Source organism: Streptomyces sp. NRRL S-920 (assembly GCF_000717945.1).
GTDB lineage: Bacteria > Actinomycetota > Actinomycetes > Streptomycetales > Streptomycetaceae > Streptomyces > Streptomyces alboniger.
Map to the genome: position 1 here is coordinate 26,321 of NZ_JODF01000067.1, position 15,348 is coordinate 41,668.

Here is a 15,348-nt window from a genome sequence, read left to right on the forward strand (position 1 = left end):
ACCCAGTGGACACACCACACCCGGCGGACCCGGCGCACCCGGTGGACCAGGCGCAGCCCGTGGAGGAGTACGAGTTCCCCGTCTCCGACGCCCAGAGCCGCCTCCTGGTCCTGGACCGCATGAACCCCGGCACCGCCCAGTACAACGTGCCCGCCGCCTTCGCCGTGCACGGCCCCTTCGACGTCGGTGCGCTCACCCGCGCGCTGGAGGCCGTGGTGGCCCGCCACGAAGCCCTGCGCACCGTCTTCCGCACCGCGGCGGACGGCACCCAGACGCAGATCGTCGCCGCCACGGGCCGCGCGCACCTCACGGTCGAGAAGGACGTACGCGCGCACGAGGTGGACGACCGGATGCGGGCGGACGGGGCCCGCCCCTTCGACCCGGCGACGGGACCGCTGCTGCGCTGCACGGTGTACGCCGTCGACGACGGCAGCCACCGCGTGCTGCTCGTGGCCCACCACCTGATCTGCGACGGCTGGTCCCTCGGCGTCATCCTGCGCGACCTGTCCACCGCGTACGAGAACGAAACCGGCGGCGACGACCCGACCCGCCCTCTCCGCCCGCTCCCCGAACTCCCGCTCCAGTACCCGGACTTCGCCGCGTGGCAGCGCGAACGCCAGGCGGCGGGCGGCTACGCCGAAGCCGTCACCCACTGGGCGGAGCGCCTGCGCGGCGCCCCCGAGGTGGCCTCACTGCCCCTCGACCGCCCGCGCCCGGCGGTCCGTTCGGCGGCGGGCGCCGAGGAGCGCTTCCTGCTGGACGCCGCACTCCACGCCCGCCTGGGGGAGGCGGCGCGCGCCCGTGGCGCCACGCCCTTCATGGCGCTGTTCGCCGCGTACGTCGCGTTCCTGGGGCGCCTGTCGGGCCGCGACGACCTCGTCATCGGCTTCCCGGTGTCCGGGCGCGACCGGCCCGAACTCCAGGAGATGGTCGGCATGCTGACCAACACCCTGGCGCTGCGCGTCGACCTGTCCGGCGACCCCTCCTACGGCGAGTTGATCGGCCGTATCCGCGCGGAACTGCTGGCCGGCCAGCCGTACCAGGACGCCCCGTTCGAGACGGTCGTGAACACCCTCGCCCCGGTCCGCGACACGAGCCACGACCCCGTGGTGCAACTGGTCTTCGCCTACGACGACGACACGGAACTCTCCCTCGCACTCGCGGGAGCCCGCGTCGAGCGAGTCGAACTCGCCCTGGACACCGCGAAGTTCGACTTCCATCTGCACGTCGAGCGCTGGACGGACGGCCTCGGTCTCGCCGCCCACTTCATCTACCGCACCGCTCTCTTCGAAGCCGGGACCGTCCGCGCCTGGGTACGGAACTTCCAGACCCTCCTGGACGCCGCCCTCGCCCACCCCGACGCCCCTCTCTCCACCCTCGACACCGTCCCGGCACCGGAGCGCCGCCGCGCCCTCGCGGCCGCCGACCGCACGGCCGAGGCGGCGCCCACCGACCGCCTGGTGCCCGACCTGATCGCGGACAACGCGGCCGCCCGCCCCGACGCCACCGCCCTCGTCTGCGGCGACGTCCGGCTCAGCTACCGCGAACTCCTCGACCGGGCGGACGCGTTGGCGGCACGGCTGCGCGCCGCGGGAGTGCGCCCCGGCTTCCGGGCCGGCCTGCTGCTGCCCCGCTCGGCCGAGATGGGCATCGCGGCGCTCGCGGTGCTGCGCGCGGGCGGCGCGTACGTACCCCTGGACCAGGCCCACCCGCACGCCCGCCTCACCCACATGGTCGAGACGTCCGGCACGGGACTGCTCATCACGGCGGCGGAAACCGCGGCGCAGGGGGAGCGGCTCGGCGTCCCCTGCCTGCGCGCCGACACTCCGGAGGGCACCGGGCCCACCCCGCCCCCGACGGCGACGGGCCCCACGCCCCAGGACCTCGCCTACGTCCTGTTCACTTCCGGCTCCACCGGCGTCCCGAAGGGCGTCGCCGTCGAGCACAGGGCCCTGCTCAACCTGACCCGGGCCGTGCGCCCCGCGTTCCCCGTCACCGCCGACGACCGCGTCCTGCAATTCGTGTCGTTCGGCTTCGACGTCGCCGTGTCCGACCTGTTCTTCCCCTGGATCGCGGGCGCCGAGCTGCACATCGCCCGCGACGACGAACGCCTCGGCGAGGCCCTGTACGCCCGTCTGCGGGACTCCCGCATCACGTACGTGGTCCTGCCGCCGTCCGCCGCGATGCTGCTGCCCGACATCGACGGACGGCTGCCCCACCTGCGTACGGTCGTCGTCGGCGGCGAGCCCTGCCCCGCCGAACTCGTCGAGCGGCTCAGCGAACCCGGCCGCCGCATCGTCAACGCGTACGGCCCGAGCGAGGCCACCGTCTACGCCACCACCGCCGACCTCGAACCCGGCGAACCCGTCATCATCGGCCGCCCCGTGCCGGGCTCCCGCGTGTACGTCCTCGACGCCCGCCTGCGCACGGTCCCCACCGGCGTCACCGGTGAGGTCTACATCGCGGGCGCCTCGCTGGCCCGCGGCTACATCGGCCGTCCGGCCCTGACCGCCGAGCGCTTCGTCGCCGACCCGTACGGCCCGCCCGGCTCCCGCATGTACCGCACCGGCGACCTCGCCCGCGTGGACGCGCGCGGCCGGATCCACTACCTCGGCCGCTCCGACTCCCAGGTCAAACTCCGCGGCATCCGCATCGAACTGGGCGAGATCGAGGCCCTGTTGGCGGGGCACCCGGACGTCGCGGTCGCGGCGGCCGCCGTCCGCGGCGGCACGGGCACCGACGCCGAGCAGCGCCTCATCGCGTACGTCGTGCCCCGCGAGGGCACCGCCCCCACCGACGACGCCCTCCGCGCCCACCTCGCCGAACGCCTGCCCGGCTACATGCTCCCGGAAGGCTACGTCCGCCTCGACGCGCTGCCGCTCAACCGCTCCGGCAAGATCGACCGGCCCCGGCTGCCCGAACCGACCGCGCGGCGGCCCGAGACGAGTCGCCCGTACGTCGCCGCGCGCACCGCGACCGAACGGCGCGTGGCGCGGGTGTGGGCGAGCGTGCTGACCCGGGACCAGGTCGGCGTGCACGACAACTTCTTCGACTCGGGCGGCAATTCGGTGCGGTTGCTGAGGGTCCTGGACGCCCTGCGCGAAGCGGCGGACGGGACCCAGGACCACGGGGCGCCCGACCTCACCCTGGTCGACCTGTTCCGCCACCCCACCGTCGCCTCGCTCGCCGCGCACCTCGACAGGACGCACGCCCCGACTCCCGCCCCGGCCCCCGACCGGGCCTCGGACGAACCGCCCGCCACGGCGCCGCAGGAAGCCCCCGCCACCGCCACCGCGGCCGAGCGCCGGGGCAGCGACCGCCGCGCACGACAGACCGCCGCCGCACAACGGCTCCGTTCCAGAAAGGGCACGTCACGATGACCGAGCCAGCACCCCGGGCCACCGACGCCGACGCCACCCGCGAGCCCGACACGGCCATGCCCGGGCCCGACGCCGACTCGGCGATCGCGATCGTCGGCATGAGCGGGCGGTTCCCCGGCGCCCCCGACCTGGACACCTACTGGGCGAACCTCCGCGACGGCGTCTGCTCCATCGCCGACTTCACCCGGGACGAGCTGCTGGCCGACGGCACGGACCCGGCCGACCTGAGCCGCCCCGAACACGTGCCCGCCAAGGGGTACCTGGCCGACGCCGACCGCTTCGACACCGATCTCTTCGGCTTCAACCGCACCGAGGCCGCCGCCCTCGACCCGCAGCACCGCCTCCTCCTGGAGACCGCCTGGGCCGCCCTGGAGGACGCGGGCCAGGACCCGCTCGCCGTGCCCACCCGCACCGGCGTGTACGTCGGCGGCAGCCACACCGAGCACATGCTGGCCGCCCACACCGACCGCCGCCTGGCCGCCTCCCTCGGCGCGATGCAGACCCGCATCCTCACCGACCGGGAGTTCCTCGCCCCCTGGATCTCCTACCGCCTCGGCCTCGAAGGCCCGAGCCTGACCGTGCAGACGGCCTGCTCGACCTCGCTGACCGCCGTGCACCTCGCCGCCCAGGCGCTGCTCCTCGGCGAGTGCGACACCGCGCTCGCGGGCGGCGTCAGCGTCGACACCGTACGCAGGCAGGGATACGTCCACTACGAGGGCGGCATCTTCTCGCCCGACGGCCGCTGCCGTCCCTTCGACGAGCGGGCGGGCGGCACCGTGCCCGGCAACGGCGTGGGCGTCGTCGTGCTGCGCCGCCTGTCCGACGCGCTCGCCGACGGCGACCCGATCCGCGCGGTGCTGCGCGGCAGCGCCCTGACCAACGACGGCGCCACGAAGGTCGGCTTCACCGCCCCCGGCGTCGAACAGCAGACGGCGGCGATCGTCGAGGCCTGGGCGGCGGCGGGCCTCGCCCCGTCGGCCGCCCAGTACGTGGAGACGCACGGCACGGCCACGGAGCTGGGCGACCGCATCGAACTGGCGGCGGCCAAGGAGGCGTTCGCCCCCGCAACAGGCACCCCGGACACCGGCGACCGTCCCCGCGTCGGCATCGGCTCCGTCAAGTCGAACATCGGCCACCTGGACGCGGCCGCGGGCGTGGCCTCGCTCATCAAGACGGTGCTGATGCTGGAGCACGCCACCCTGGCACCCACCGTCAACCTCTCGCGCCCGCACCCCGAACTGCGCCTGGACGCCACCCCGTTCCAGGTCATCGACCGCCCCGCTCCCTGGCCGCGCCCCGCCGAAGGCCCACGCCTCGCCGGCATCAGCTCGCTGGGCATCGGCGGTACGAACGTCCACGTCGTCCTGGAAGAGTCCCCGGACCGCCCCCGGCCCCCCGCCCCGGCCGACCGGCATGCCGCGAACCCGGCGAGCCTGACGGACGCGGCGGCCCAGGCGAACCCGGCGACCGAGATCCTCCCCCTCTCGGCCCGCACGGAGACCGCCCTCACCGCGCTCGCGGCGAAGCTGGCGACGGCCCTGCGCGCCCCCGGTGCCCCGTCCCTCGCGGACACCGCGCACACTCTGCGCACGGCCCGCACCCCCATGGACGTACGCGCGTACGTCCTGGCGTCGGACCGGGCGGAGGCGGCCGACAGTCTGACGGCGCTCGCGGAGGGCCGCCCCTGTACGGGCCAGGGAGAGGGGCCCGACGCGGACGGTCTGCGTGAGCTGGGTGAGCTGTGGCTGAAGGGCGACTCGGTCCCGTGGCCCCGGTCACGGGACGGGGCGCGCAGGGTGAGCCTGCCGACGTACCCGTTCGAGGGGGAGAGCTTCGGCGCGCTGACGCTCCCGACCGCGACGGCGGCCCCCGGCACCGAGGAGACCACGGATCCCGCCGGGACCGGTACGAGCCCCGACGACCTCACCCCGGCCGTCTCCGCCATCCTGGCCGAGGCCCTGGGCCTGGCCGAGAACGCCCCCATAGCCCCGGAGACGACGTACTTCTCGGCGGGCGGCGACTCACTGACGGCCGTCCACCTGGTCGGCCGGCTGCGGGACGACCTCGGCATCGACGTACCGATCACCCTGTTCCTGGAGGAGCTGACCCTCCAGGAACTGGCGGTACGCATCGTCGAGGCGAAGGAGCCCGACGCCGCGGAGGACTCGCTGGACGCGCTCCTGGCGGAGTTCGAGGCGGAGGAGTAGAGAGCCGCGCGGCGGCGAACCGCCCCGGCCCAGGGCTTAGGGGCGGGGCTACGCGGCGGTCATCGCCTCCCGATCGGATCGGGAAGGGAGGAGGCGATGACGTCGGCGACGTACGGCAGATGGTCGTTGAGGAAGAAGTGCCCCCCGGCCAGGACGTGGCAGGAGAAGGCGCCCCGCACCTCGCGCTGCCAGGCCCGGGCGTCCTCCACGCCGACGCGGGGATCGCTGTCGCCCGTGAGAACCGTGACCGGGCAACTCAGCGGCTCCCCGGGGCGATACACGTAGTCGTCGACGATCTGGTAGTCGGCGCGCATCGACGGCAGGAAGAGCGAGAGCAGTTCGGGGGAGGCGAGGAGTTCGTCGGCGGTGCCGGACAACTTCCGCATCTCCTCGACGAGTTCGGCGTCGGACATCTCCCGCACGGGCCGCATCGCCCCGGTCCGGCGCGGCAGCGAGGGCGCCCGCCGACCGGACAGGAAGAGCGCCACCGGAGGCCGCCCCTGTGCCTCCAGCCGCCGCGCCGCCTCGAACGCCACGGTGGCGCCCATGCTGTGCCCGAACAGAGCGAGAGGCGCGGAACCGCCCCCCGAATCCAGCTCGCCCAGCACGGCATCGACGATCTCGTCCGCCCCCGCGGCGAACGGCTCGCCGTACCGGTCCTGACGCCCCGGGTACTGCACGATCAGCGGCTCCACGACCCCCGCGACCGCCCCGGACAACGCGTGATAGGCGCTGACGGAACCCCCCGCGTGCGGGAAGCAGAGCAGACGGACCCCGGCGTCGGGAGCGGGGTGGCAGCAACGTATCCAGTCGCCCACGAGCGCGCCCTCCTTTCCTCAACCGCAGGGGACCGCCGACCGGCCCCCTGCCGCAGGCCAGCATGCCGGACGGACCTTCGTCGGGGCGACCACAATCACCATCGCACCGATGGACCGGTAGATCGCCCAGGGCCGGGTACCGGTATCGCTCAGGTAGACCCCAAGGGAAGAAGCAAGGAGAACACATGTCGTCCTCACTGCTCGAAGCGGTGGACATCAAGGCCCCGGTAGCCGTGAGCTGGGCGCTGTGGGAGAACGTCGAGCGATGGCCGTCCTTCCTCAGCCACGTCAAACACGTCCAGCGCATCGACGGCAAGACCTTCGCCTGGCAGGTCGCCCTCCCCGGCGCGGACAAGGGCTTCGTGGCCGAACTCACCGAAGTGGTCCCGCAGGACCGCATCGCCTGGCACACCACGGAGGGCGTCCACCACGCGGGCGTGGTCACCTTCCACCACCTGAGCGCCACGGAGAGCCGGGTAACCCTCCAGATCGAGTACGACCCCCAGGGGTTCATCGAACACCTGGGGGCCCTCACCAACCTCGACGCCACCCTGGCCAACTACGACTTGGGCGAATTCAAGAAGATGGCGGAACGAGCTGTCTCCGAAGGCGCCGGAGAGTAGTCCGAAGGGGCCGGGGGCTAGGGCCTGTCCGGCGGATCATGCCGCGGGCCGCGGGGTCTGGCACTTCCCCAAGCTCTCGGCTTCGCTCGAGCAGGGGGCGCCCCCATCGCGTTGCACGGCCGCGGCCAGGGTCGCGATGATCGCCGTGAGGACGGCTCCGCTGTCCAGACGCAGACCGACATCGGACGACGTGGCCTGCGAGAGGCCGGAAGCCATGCCCGCCAGCGGGGGCAGCGTCACCAGGACACCCAGGCCCGCGCCGACGGCCACCAGTACCGCGGTCTCGGCCGCCGCCAGCCTGAGGAGCTGGCGGACGGTGCCGCCCGCCGACTTCATCACCGCGTAGTCGCGGCGGCGGCCGTGGGCCGCCATGGCCATGCTGTTGGCGACGGCGATCACGCTGTAGCCGACGGCGATCACGATGAGCATCGTGGCCAGGGAGTCGGTGAGCTTGGCGTCGGTGTTGTAGTCATCGAGCGCGTACCGCATGGCGTCGTGCAGAACGGTCCCGGGGACCGCGGCGGAAGCCCTGCTTCCGGCTGGGACGAAGATGTCGTCGGTGAGCGCGGCCGGGTCGTGGGCGCGGACCAGGTCACGGGCGACCACGAAGTCACCGCGGGCCGGATCGTCGGCCAGGACCTCGCTGATCCTCAGGGTCACGCTCGCGCCGTCGGCGAACCGGACGCGGACGCTCTGGCCCTCCTCCAGGCCGAGGCCGTCGGCGGTGCGCCGGCCGAGCACGGCCTCTCCCGGCTTGTTCCACCGGGCGTCCCGGGTGCCGAGTACGTCCAGGACGGTCCGCTCCTCGCCGACGAACGCGCGGGTCGGCAGGGAGGCCTTGCCGACGGGGTTGGCGGCGACGACCTCATCGGTGTTGCCGGGGGTGCCGTCCGAGGTGACGATCGTCTGGCCGGCGACCTTGCGCGCCTCGCCCGCCGGGTAGGCCGCCCGCATCGTCTCGACCGCCCCGCTGAGCAGGACCGCGAAGCCGACGGCGGCGATCACGGGAGCCACCAGGGACGCGGCGCGGCGGGAGTTGGCGGCGAGTTCGGAGCGGATCAGGACGGGAGCGGCCGAGCCGCGCTTGTGGAACGGGGCGGTGAGGAGGCGGCCGACGGGGCCGACGAGGGCGGGCGCCAGCAGCGCGGCGGCGACGATGAGCGTCATCGTCGCGAGGAGCGCCATGCTGACGCGGTTGTCGGCGCCGGTGGTGGCGGTGCCGACGGCGAGGACGGCACCCAGGCCGAGGACGGACAGCCCGGCGATCCAACGCCCGCGCCCCATCCCGTCGTTGGCGGAGCGGCTGTCCAGGAGGGCCTCGATGGGGGCCACCTTCGCGGCCTTGCGGCCGGCGGCCCAGGCCCCGATGACGCTCACGCCGATGCCGACCGCGGAGGCGGTGAGCAGCGGCCAGGCGGCGACGGTGACCTCCATGCCCGGCGGGGTGACGTCAAGGCCCTTGAGGATGTCGCGCAGGACCGGGGTGGCGGCGACACCGGCCAGGCAGCCGACGAGCGAACCGAGCAGGCCCACCACGGCGGCCTCACCGAGGATCATGCGGCGGATCTGGCCGGGTGCGGCGCCGATGGTGCGCAGCAGGCCGATCTCCCTGCGGCGCATGCCGGTCGACAGGACCAGCATGGAGGCGACGACGAAGACCGTGGTGAACAGGCCGAGGGCGGCCATGGCGCCGATGAGCTGGACGCCGAGATTGCGCTGGTGCTCGACGTACTGGGGCTGGAGTGCGGAGCGGGCGTCACCGGCCAGGACGTCGCCCCGGTCGCCGAGCGCCTGCCGCGCGCCGGACGCGATGGCGGCGGCGGACGCTCCCCTGTCCGCGATGAGGGCGAGGGCGCCGACGCCGGGCTGCTGCTCGGCTGCGAAGGCGTCGCTGAAGTAGTAGCCGGGGCCGTCGACGGTGCCGACGACGGTGAACCGCTTGCGGCCCTCGGTGATGTTGACGGTGAGTTCGCTGCCCGCTGCCACGCCCAGGGCGCGGTCGACCACGACCTCGCCGTTCCCGCCGGGGGCTCGGCCGGAGACGAGCCGGTAGGGCGCCATCCGCGCGCTGCCCCAGCCGTGCCCCGCCTCTGCGGCACCCTCGTCGGCGACGGGCTTGCCGCCCTTCAGGGCCTGGGCGTAGAAGGAGCGGTCCACCACGACGGTGGCGACTCCGGGGACGGCGTCGAGCCCGGCCCGGATCGGAGCGGCCTCGGCCCGGCTCCACGGCATCCGGTCCTCGGGGCTGCCCTCCTGGTCGAGGGCCTGCCGGGGCAGGGCCAGGGCGGCGGCGCCCGCGTAACGGTCCTGGACGTCGGGGCGGGAGGAGTCGTAGATGACCAGGGTCGTGGTGATGAGGGCCACGCCGACCATGACGGCGAGGAAGGCCCCGAGGAAGCCCGACCAGCGTTCGCGTACGTTCGCGAGGATCAGCATCACGCCTCCAGCCGGGCCATGTGGGCGGCGACCGCGGCGGCGTTGTCGCTCTGGGAGTCCCCGTCCAGCGGGATACGGTCGGCGATCCGGCCGTCCTTGATGAAGACGACGACGTCGGCCACGGAGGCCGCCACCGGGTCGTGGGTGACCATCAGCGTGGTCTGGCCCTCCTGGTCGACCAGCATCCGCATCATCCGCAGTACTTCCTTGGAGGTGACGGTGTCCAGGGCGCCGGTGGGCTCGTCCGCGAAGAGGACGTCGGGGCGGGTGACCAGGGCCCGGGCGAGGGCCACGCGCTGCTGCTGGCCGCCGGAGAGCTGACTGGGCCGGTGGCTCGCACGGTCGGCCAGACCGACCGAGGCGAGCGCGCCCGCGACCTGCTCGGGTCCGACCTTGCGGCCGGCGAACCGGGAAGGCAGCTCCACGTTCTGTGCCGCCGTCAGCGACTCGACGAGGTTGAAGGCCTGGAAGACGAAGCCGATGTGCTCGCGGCGCAGTTCGGTGCGCTGCTTCTCGCTCTGCCCGCCGATGTCGACACCGGCGAGAACGATCCGTCCTTCGGTCGGCTGCTCCAGTCCGGCCGCGCACTGGAGCAGGGTCGACTTCCCTGAACCGGAGGGGCCCATGATCGCGGTGAAGGTGCCGCGGGGAAAGCCGATGGAGACGCTGTCCAGCGCGGTCACCGCGTGGTCGCCCGAGCCGTGGACCTTGCGCACGCCGTGGAGTTCGACCGCGTCCTGCACGGAGGCCTGCCTCGCAGTGGTAGTTGCTGCCGCTGTCCCCGCTGTCCCCCCTTTCGTCTGTGTCGCTGCTGTCGCCGTTGTCGCCGCTGTCGTCATGCGTCGATCTCACTGCACGAGGGGACCCGCGGGCACTGGCCCGCTCTCTACTTCCGGGGTAGTGCCAGCTCTACCTGGATCACCCGAACTCCCGGGCTACGGTGACCACATGCGTCCCACGACGGCCTGGCAGGCCATGGCTCAGCGTCCCCTGAGCTTTCTGACATCGAGCTGGCCCTGGAGGTCCCTGGCCTATCTGAGCAGCGGTGTTCTGGTGGGTACGGCGGCGGTGGTGATCTTCGCCGTCGGGCTGGCGGCCGGGCTGGCGCTGCTGCTGGTGCTGATAGGGATCGCCCCCCTCGCGGGGCTGGTCACGGCCTCCACGGTGGTGGCGAGGCTGGAGCGCCAACGGCTGCGGCTGGTGGACCTGGACCGGCTGCCGGACCCGCACCGGCGCCCGGACGGGCAGGGCACCAGGGCGTGGGTGGCGACCCGGATCAAGGAGCAGGTGACGTGGCGGGAGCTGGTGTTCACGCTCATCTCGTCGGCGGGGCTGTGGTGGGTGGACCTGATGGTGCTGCTCTTCTGCTTCGGGCTGCCGGCCGTCTTCCTCAGCTCTCTGGACGGCGAGACCTGGCCCTGGGCGATCTTCTCGGCGGTCGTGCTGCTCGCCTCGCCGTACACGGTGACCTCGTGGGCGGGGGCGCGGGCGGCGATGGCCCGCACCTTCCTCGCCCCGCGCGACCGGGAGCTGGCGGAGGAACTGCGCGAGGTGCGCGCCTCGCAGGTACGCCTGCTGGACACCTTCGACGCGGAACGGGTACGGATCGAACGCGATCTGCATGACGGGGCGCAGCAACGGCTGGTGTCCCTGGGAATGACCCTCGGGATGCTGCGCCTGGAGACCCCTCCCCACTCCCCGCAGGCCGAACTGCTCACGCAGGCGGAGGCCCAGCTGTCCACCGCCCACCAGGAGCTGCGGGCCCTGATCCGGGGGCTCAATCCGCCCGTACTGGCCGATCACGGGCTGGTCGCGGCGATCGAGGACTACGCCGCCCGGTTCCCGATCCCGGTCACGGTGGACCTGCGGCTGCCCGAGAAGCTGCCCAGGAAGATCGAGACGACCATGTACTACCTCATCAACGAGGCCATGACGAACATCGCCAAGCACAGCGGGGCCGCGAGGGCGCAGGTGCGCGGTCGCTACCATGCCGATCTACTGATCTTCGACATCACGGACGACGGGCACGGCGGCGTGGACCCGGCAGCGGGCAGCGGCGTGACCGGCCTCGCCGACCGGGTCAAGGCGCTCGACGGCCGTATGCGGGTGTCGAGTCCGGTCGGTGGTCCCACCCTGTTGCACGTGGAGGTTCCGTGTCGCTTCGCCTGATCGTGGCAGAGGACGCCGTCTTGTTGCGCGAAGGCCTGGTCGGGCTGTTGCAGCGGGTCGGGCACGAGGTGGTGGCGGCGGTCGGCGACGCCGAGGCCCTGGTCGCGGCCGCGCGCACCGAGCGGCCCGACCTGATCGTCACCGACGTACGGATGCCGCCGACGCTGAGCGACGACGGGCTGAGGGCGGCGGTGCAACTCCGGGAGGAGTTCCCCGGGTTGCCGGTGCTGGTGCTCAGCCAGTACGTGGAACGCTCGTACGCGCTCGGCCTGTTGGACTCGGGCGGCGGCGCCGGCGTCGGCTACCTGCTCAAGGAACGGGTGGCCGCGGTCGCCGACTTCACGGCTGCCATCGACCGGATCGCCGTCGGCGGGACGGTGGTGGACCCGGAGGTGATCCAGCAGCTCGTACGGTTGCGGAAGGACCCCCCTGGAAGGGCTGAGCCCCCGGGAGCGCGAGGTGCTCGGCCTGATCGCGCAGGGCCGCACCAACGCGGCCGTCGCAGGGGAGTTGTTCATCAGCGAGGCCGCCGTGAACAAGCACATCGGCAACATCTTCGCCAAGCTCGACCTGCCGGTGGCCACCGAGGGGCACCGCCGGGTCCTCGCGGTCCTCGCGTTCCTGCGGTCCTGAGCGGCTTCCTGCCGCCCCGAGCGCCTTCCTGCGTCCTGAGCGGCCCGCGTCGACGGCGAGGTCGCGGATGGGGATGTAGTCGCTTCCCCGCTGGTGACGATGGCGAGCAACTGCGTGCCGTCGCCCGCGGCGGCCCCTCGGCGATCGGCCGCCCGCTCGGCCAGGCGAGCAGGACGTCGACGGCGCCGCGGCGCAGGGCGGAGAACGGATCGTCGTAACCCATGGCGCGGATCCGTACGTGGCAGCCGGGGCCGCGGGACGAGAACGCGGCGAGTACGGGCCGCAGATCCTCGCTGTTGGTGGCCGGCGAGACGCGCAACCGCTCGGCGGTCCGCCCGAAATGCAGCCTCGGCACCCACCCCTCAACGGCATTAACCGCAAGGTTAACGCGCCCTACAGGAAAGGCGGTTGCCGCGAATCGTACGGTGATCGATAGTCGAGGCCGCGCCGTGGCGACGCCAGAGCCGTGGCGGCGCCAGAAGTGCACCGCGTCGCCGACGCGATCCGGAACCCAGCCGGAACTTCTGGGACGCACTCAAGAAGGTAGGGCAGTATGAAGCACCTACAGACCGGCGTGTTGCTCGCCGTCACCCTCTCCACCGGGCTGATGGCCGGACTCTTCGCCGCCTTCTCCTACGCGGTCATGCCCGGCCTGGCCCGATCGTCCGACCACACGCTCGTCGAGGCGATGCAGAGCATCAACAAGGCCATCATCAACCCGGCCTTCATGCTCCCGTTCATGGGCTCGCTCCCTCTCCTGGGCCTGGCGGTGTTCCTGTCCTGGCGAGAAGAGGGCCGCCCGGCCCTGCCCTGGCTGATCGCGGCCCTGGCCCTGTACCTGGCGGCCTTCGTGGTCACCAGCGCCATCAACGTCCCCCTGAACGACCAACTCGCGAACGCGGGAGACCCCGACCACATCAGACACCTGGCGGAGACCCGCGCGGACTTCGAGAACAAGTGGGCCACCTGGAACACCGTCCGAGCCGTGCTGCACATAGCGGCGTTCGCGGCCCTGCTCTGGGCACTGGTCGCGCACGGCGCACACCGCACAAACGGAAGCGACACCACTGAACGGCCGATGCCCAAGGGGAGCCCGGTGAGACTGGGTTGAGGGTTACGGCAGCTGATTCGCCAGCCAGTCGAGACCAGCTTCGCATCCGGCGCCCGCATACGCCCCAGCCAGTCCACCAAGCGTCCAGGCGCTGGTCGCGAGATTACTCAGGAGAGCACCCCGGGCTTTCTCTCCAACCCCTTTACCGACTTCGTAAGCCGCTTTCTGCGCGAGCAATCCCGCAGACGGAGCGGCCACGGCCATTGCGGCTTGCTGACCGGCTACCCAAGTCCCGACGTTGGCTGCGGCAGCAGTCGCGCCGAGGTAGGCGACACCAGCACCGGATGCGACAGTTAGTGCGACTCGACCTGTGACTTTTCCGACCTTGGCGGCCGTCTCATGCTCATTGAGGAATTCGGACTCCTCAAGATGCCGCTCGGCTGCCTGTACCCATTTCCATTCCCCCACGTGCATTCCCTCCCCCGGCACCTGATATGCCAGGTCGCGCCGCTCAGCAGGTGCCTGCTTCGCCTGTTTTAAGGCTATGGCGAGGGCTGCTTTGAGCACAAGTACTGGAAACAGGACAGTGTTATGCCTTTTGTCAAGTGAGATCACGTGAGGCAATCCAGAAACAGGGATACCGGGCTGACCAAGCAAAACGATTCTGCACGGGCCGGCAGTCGATCAGCGCCTATTCGATAAGGGTCTGCGGGCGGGCTGTACCTGGGTATTGCTTGAGCCGGACATGAGGCCGTTGGCCCACCGTGCCGGCGGTCCACCGGTGGATGGTGCTGTTCGACGGGCGGGCGACCATCTACGGCGTGTGCCCGCCAGAGGGCCCTGGTTGACGAGCTTGCGGGGCGAGAACGAGCGCCGCGCAGGGTGCCAGTCCGAGCCGGAGCCACCTGAGACCTGGCCGGAAGTCGGGTTCCACGGACTCCGGCATACGGCCGCTGCACATACGCGAAGACCCCACCCTCAGCGTTTCCGCTGATGACGGGGTCTTGGGCACCTCATACAAGGTGCCCCCGGCAGGATTCGAACCTGCGCACACGGCTCCGGAGGCCGTTGCTCTATCCCCTGAGCTACGGGGGCGTATCGTCGCGGTTGCGCGGCGGCGGGTAGAACCCTACCAGCTCTCCGGGGCTGCCCATGAACAGGTATTTCCACGCTCCGGGGGCAGGGAGGTGAGGGCCCGCGGGCGGCGGCCCGCACGTGCGGGTGGGGCGGCTCTCGTGGGGCGGAAGTGGGGAAAACCGGGACGCGGCGGCGGGCGGAGACCTACTCTCGAGTTGTGTCAGCCGTGCCCGGCCGCGTGCTTGTTGTGGACGACAACAAGGTCATTCGGCAACTGATCAGGGTCAACCTCGAGCTGGAGGGCTTCGAGGTCGTGACCGCGGCTGATGGTGCCGAGTGCCTGGACGTCGTCCATCAAGTGCGGCCCGACGTGGTCACCCTCGACGTCGTGATGCCCCGGCTCGACGGTCTGCGCACCGCCGAACGGCTGCGCGCCGACGCGCGGACCCGGGATCTGCCCGTCGTCATCATCAGCGCCTGTACGCAGTACGAGGTCGAAAGCGGCCTGGAGGTCGGCGTCGACGCCTTCCTCGCCAAGCCCTTTGAACCGAGCGAACTCGTGGACGTGGTGCGGCAATTGATGGGGCGTCGGGTTGGTCCCGATGGTCGCGGGGGTTTGACCGGTCACGCGAAGCCAGCCGGTCAGGCTAGCCAGGCCGGTGAAGCAAGTCAGGCCGGTCACGGGCTCGATCCCGTGGGGAGCCGCTGCCCCGGCGGTGACGGTGGCGGTGGTGGTGGCGGCAGCAACGGCCTCCCCGGCGAAGCCGAGCCCGTCGCCCGCCCGGGCGGCTGACCCAGGCCCCCAGCTCCCCGCCCGCCCGCCAGCCCGGCCCCGAGCCCCCAGGCCCAGCAGCCGACCTCCGGGGAGGCGGATGCCCCGACGCCCTCCCCGCGGGGGATCGCGAACCTAGCCCCCCACCCCGCCCCCACCCCACCCCGTCCACATCCCAAGAC

10 protein-coding genes, 1 tRNA gene and 1 pseudogene are annotated in these 15,348 nt (G+C 72.3%); 7 read left to right on the top strand and 5 right to left on the bottom strand.

Going from position 1 to position 15,348, the window contains the following annotated elements:
• The first annotated feature begins 5 nt into the window (after nt 1-5).
• Together IG54_RS0131895 and IG54_RS0131900 are read left to right on the top strand one after the other, a co-directional pair.
• Entirely contained in the window at nt 6-3,380 is a 3,375-nt protein-coding gene (locus tag IG54_RS0131895) for a non-ribosomal peptide synthetase (RefSeq protein ID WP_051820223.1), read from the top strand.
• Nucleotides 3,377-5,587 carry a type I polyketide synthase gene (locus IG54_RS0131900; RefSeq protein ID WP_051820224.1) on the top strand — a complete coding sequence of 737 codons (2,211 nt, stop codon included), beginning with the start codon at nt 3,377-3,379 and terminating at the stop codon, nt 5,585-5,587. Before IG54_RS0131895 ends, IG54_RS0131900 begins: the two co-directional genes overlap by 4 nt.
• Before the next feature lie 59 nt (nt 5,588-5,646).
• On the opposite strand, the gene IG54_RS0131905 is transcribed toward IG54_RS0131900, so the two are convergent.
• Nucleotides 5,647-6,405 (bottom strand): thioesterase II family protein, encoded by a 759-nt coding sequence (locus IG54_RS0131905; RefSeq protein ID WP_030792690.1) that lies wholly within the window; start codon nt 6,403-6,405, stop codon nt 5,647-5,649.
• Nucleotides 6,406-6,590: 185 nt separating this feature from the next.
• Between IG54_RS0131905 and IG54_RS0131910 the strand changes: the two genes are divergently transcribed.
• A complete protein-coding gene (locus IG54_RS0131910; RefSeq protein WP_030792694.1) occupies nt 6,591-7,028 on the top strand; it encodes an SRPBCC family protein in 438 nt (145 codons plus the stop codon).
• Nucleotides 7,029-7,064: 36 nt separating this feature from the next.
• Here the strand turns inward: IG54_RS0131910 and IG54_RS0131915 are convergent, their stop codons facing one another.
• The gene (locus IG54_RS0131915) at nt 7,065-9,464 is read right to left on the bottom strand and encodes an ABC transporter permease (RefSeq protein ID WP_078594747.1); all 2,400 of its coding nucleotides are present in this window, start codon (nt 9,462-9,464) and stop codon (nt 7,065-7,067) included.
• On the bottom strand, nt 9,464-10,147 hold the full coding sequence (locus IG54_RS0131920; RefSeq protein WP_234336421.1) for an ABC transporter ATP-binding protein: 684 nt from the start codon (nt 10,145-10,147) through the stop codon (nt 9,464-9,466). Before IG54_RS0131920 ends, IG54_RS0131915 begins: the two co-directional genes overlap by 1 nt.
• 265 nt (nt 10,148-10,412) lie before the next feature.
• Between IG54_RS0131920 and IG54_RS0131925 the strand changes: the two genes are divergently transcribed.
• The 3 genes and pseudogenes from IG54_RS0131925 (at nt 10,413) to IG54_RS0131935 (ending at nt 13,377) form a co-directional block, all read left to right on the top strand.
• Nucleotides 10,413-11,633: a sensor histidine kinase gene (locus IG54_RS0131925; protein WP_030792703.1), complete on the top strand. Its 1,221-nt coding sequence runs from the start codon at nt 10,413-10,415 to the stop codon at nt 11,631-11,633.
• Nucleotides 11,618-12,266, top strand: a pseudogene (locus IG54_RS43205) (response regulator). The gene IG54_RS0131925 and the pseudogene IG54_RS43205 overlap by 16 nt, the downstream one beginning before the upstream one ends.
• A 553-nt stretch (nt 12,267-12,819) precedes the next feature.
• The gene (locus IG54_RS0131935) at nt 12,820-13,377 is read left to right on the top strand and encodes a DUF1772 domain-containing protein (RefSeq protein WP_051820226.1); all 558 of its coding nucleotides are present in this window, start codon (nt 12,820-12,822) and stop codon (nt 13,375-13,377) included.
• A gap of 3 nt (nt 13,378-13,380) precedes the next feature.
• Here the strand turns inward: IG54_RS0131935 and IG54_RS42290 are convergent, their stop codons facing one another.
• Both IG54_RS42290 and IG54_RS0131940 read right to left on the bottom strand, forming a co-directional pair.
• Complete coding sequence (locus IG54_RS42290) at nt 13,381-13,932, bottom strand: hypothetical protein (RefSeq protein WP_158708965.1); 552 nt, start codon at nt 13,930-13,932, stop codon at nt 13,381-13,383.
• Nucleotides 13,933-14,340: 408 nt separating this feature from the next.
• Nucleotides 14,341-14,412 (bottom strand) — tRNA-Arg (locus tag IG54_RS0131940).
• Nucleotides 14,413-14,563: 151 nt separating this feature from the next.
• On the opposite strand from IG54_RS0131940, the gene IG54_RS43210 reads away from it, so the two are divergent.
• On the top strand, nt 14,564-15,187 hold the full coding sequence (locus IG54_RS43210) for a response regulator (RefSeq protein WP_420712303.1): 624 nt from the start codon (nt 14,564-14,566) through the stop codon (nt 15,185-15,187).
• The last annotated feature ends 161 nt before the right edge of the window (nt 15,188-15,348 follow it).